Raw genomic sequence first — 2,159 nt, 5'->3', positions numbered from 1 at the left:
CGCGGGTGTGGGGGGGTGTGTCGGGGTGCGGGCCGGCGGGCGGCGCCCGCGCCCCCCCATTCGCTTTCCGGTTCGCTTTCCGGTTCGCTTCCGGTCTGTTTTCCGGCCGACGCGACGGTAAATGAGCCGCCCAGCCGGTCCCCTCGGGGCACAGTGACCCCATGGCCGAAACCATGCCCTCCAGGGGCCTCGACCTTCAGGGCCGCATCGAGCGCGAAGGCTCCCTCGCTCGTATCCCGCACGACTTCCGGCCCGTGGTCGCCGCCGCTCGGGACCGATTGCTGGACGTCTTCGGGGCGCGGCTGCACAGCGCCTACCTCTACGGCTCTGTTCCGCGCGGCACCGCGCGCACGGGCCGCAGCGATCTCGATCTGCTGGTCGCACTGCGGCAGGAGCCGAGCGACGCGGACCGGGAGGCCTCGCGAGCGCTCGGTGACACGCTCGACAAGGAGTTCCCGCAGATCGACGGGGTGGGGACGCTGCTGTTCAGCAGGGCACGCCTGCTGAGCGAGCTGGAGCGATACGACCTGGGGTGGTTCGTCGCCTGCCTGTGCACCCCGATCCTCGGGGAGGACCTCGCCGAGTACCTGCCCCGCTACCGGCCCGACTCGCTGCTCGCCCGCGAGACCAACGGGGACCTCGCTCTCATCCTCCCCCGCTGGCGGGAGCGGATCGCCGGCGCGGACGTCTGCGAGGAGGCTCTGCGGCCGCTCGTACGGTTCATGTCCCGGCACCTCGTGCGTACCGGGTTCACCCTCGTCATGCCCCGCTGGAACGGCTGGACCAGCGACCTGAGGGAGATGGCGGAGGTGTTCGGCGCGTACTACCCGGAGCGGGCGGGGCAGATGCTGGCCGCAGCCGAGCACGGGTACGAGCCGCAGGGCGATCCCGCCGTCCTGAGCTCGTACGTCGACGACCTCGGGCCGTGGCTCGCCGAGGAGTACGCGCGCGTGCACGGAGTGAAGGCCGCCAGGCCGGACTGACCGCCGGCCCGGGCACCGGGCACACCGGGCACACCGGGCACACCGGGGCTAGATCAGCCCGTGGTCCTTGAGGTAGTCCATCTGCGCCCGCACCGACAGCTCCGCCGCCGGCCACAGCGAGCGGTCCACATCGGCGTACACCTGCGCGACGACCTGTGCAGCGGTGCGGTAGCCGTTCTCGACGGCCGTCTCCACCTGGGCGAGGCGGTGGGCGCGGTGGGCGAGGTAGAACTCGACGGCGCCCTGCGCGTCCTCCAGGACGGGACCGTGGCCCGGCAGGACCGTACGGACCCCGTCGTCCACCGTGAGCGATCTCAGACGCCTCAGGGAGTCCAGATAGTCGCCCAGACGCCCGTCGGGGTGCGCCACGACCGTCGTGCCGCGGCCCAGGATCGTGTCGCCGGTCAGGACCGCCCGGTCGGCCGGGAGGTGGAAGCACAGGGAGTCCGCGGTGTGACCGGGGGTCGGTACGACCCTGAGCTCCAGGCCGCCGACCGTGACCACGTCTCCGGCGGCCAGCCCCTCGTCGCCGAGGCGCAGCGCGGGGTCCAGCGCGCGCACCTTCGTGCGGGTCAGTCCGGCGAAGCGGGCGGCGCCCTCCGCGTGATCGGGGTGGCCGTGGGTCAGGAGGGTCATCGCGACCCGCTTGCCCGCCTTCTCGGCCATGTCCACGACGTTCTGGAGGTGCTCGTCGTCCAGGGGGCCGGGGTCGATCACGACGGCCAGGTCGGAGTCGGGCTCGGCGACGATCCAGGTGTTCGTGCCGTCCAGGGTCATCGCGGAGGCGTTGGGTGCCAGGACGTTGACGGCCCGCGCGGTGGCCGGACCGGAGAGGACTCCGCCGCGGGGCTGGCCCGGCAGGGCGGCTGCGTCCGTCATGCCGGGCCTCCACCGGTCGGGACGGTCGGTATGTGCTTGGTGAACTCGTCGTGGCCCGGCCAGGACAGGACGATCTCGCCCTCCACCAGACGGGCGCTCGCCAGGACGGGCGTCATGTCGCGGCTGGGAGCGGCCGCGAGCGCCTCGGCGGCGGTGGCGTGCGGGGCCAGCTGCCGCAGGGTCGCGATGGTCGGCGGCATCATCGTCAGCTCGCCCGTGTCGTACGAGGCCGCGGCCTGCTCCGGGCGGATCCACACCGTGCGATCGGCCACCGTGGTGGCGTTACGGGTGCGCTGG

2 protein-coding genes and 1 pseudogene are annotated in these 2,159 nt (G+C 73.0%); 1 reads left to right on the top strand and 2 read right to left on the bottom strand.

Going from position 1 to position 2,159, the window contains the following annotated elements; all coding sequences use genetic code 11:
- Positions 1–161 precede the first annotated feature (161 nt).
- Positions 162–983 (top strand): nucleotidyltransferase domain-containing protein, encoded by an 822-nt coding sequence (locus ACFW2E_RS16665; protein WP_384466988.1) that lies wholly within the window; start codon positions 162–164, stop codon positions 981–983.
- A 48-nt stretch (positions 984–1,031) separates the two neighbouring features.
- Here ACFW2E_RS16665 and ACFW2E_RS16660 read toward each other — a convergent pair whose 3' ends face one another.
- Together ACFW2E_RS16660 and ACFW2E_RS16655 are read right to left on the bottom strand one after the other, a co-directional pair.
- Positions 1,032–1,862 carry an MBL fold metallo-hydrolase gene (locus tag ACFW2E_RS16660; protein ID WP_384466986.1) on the bottom strand — a complete coding sequence of 277 codons (831 nt, stop codon included), beginning with the start codon at positions 1,860–1,862 and terminating at the stop codon, positions 1,032–1,034.
- Positions 1,859–2,159, bottom strand: a pseudogene (locus tag ACFW2E_RS16655) (NUDIX hydrolase); the annotation flags it as partial. The gene ACFW2E_RS16660 and the pseudogene ACFW2E_RS16655, both read right to left, overlap by 4 nt.

Origin of the sequence: Streptomyces sp. NPDC058964 (assembly GCF_042741275.1) — a bacterium.
GTDB lineage: Bacteria > Actinomycetota > Actinomycetes > Streptomycetales > Streptomycetaceae > Streptomyces.
This window is presented reverse-complemented; position numbering and strand designations above follow the sequence as displayed.

Bases quoted from the DNA above. Each gene is read 5' to 3' on its own strand.
- ACFW2E_RS16660 (WP_384466986.1), bottom strand. From the start codon at position 1,862: ATGACGGACGCAGCCGCCCTGCCGGGCCAGCCCCGCGGCGGAGTCCTC.
- ACFW2E_RS16665 (WP_384466988.1), top strand. From the start codon at position 162: ATGGCCGAAACCATGCCCTCCAGGGGCCTCGACCTTCAGGGCCGCATC.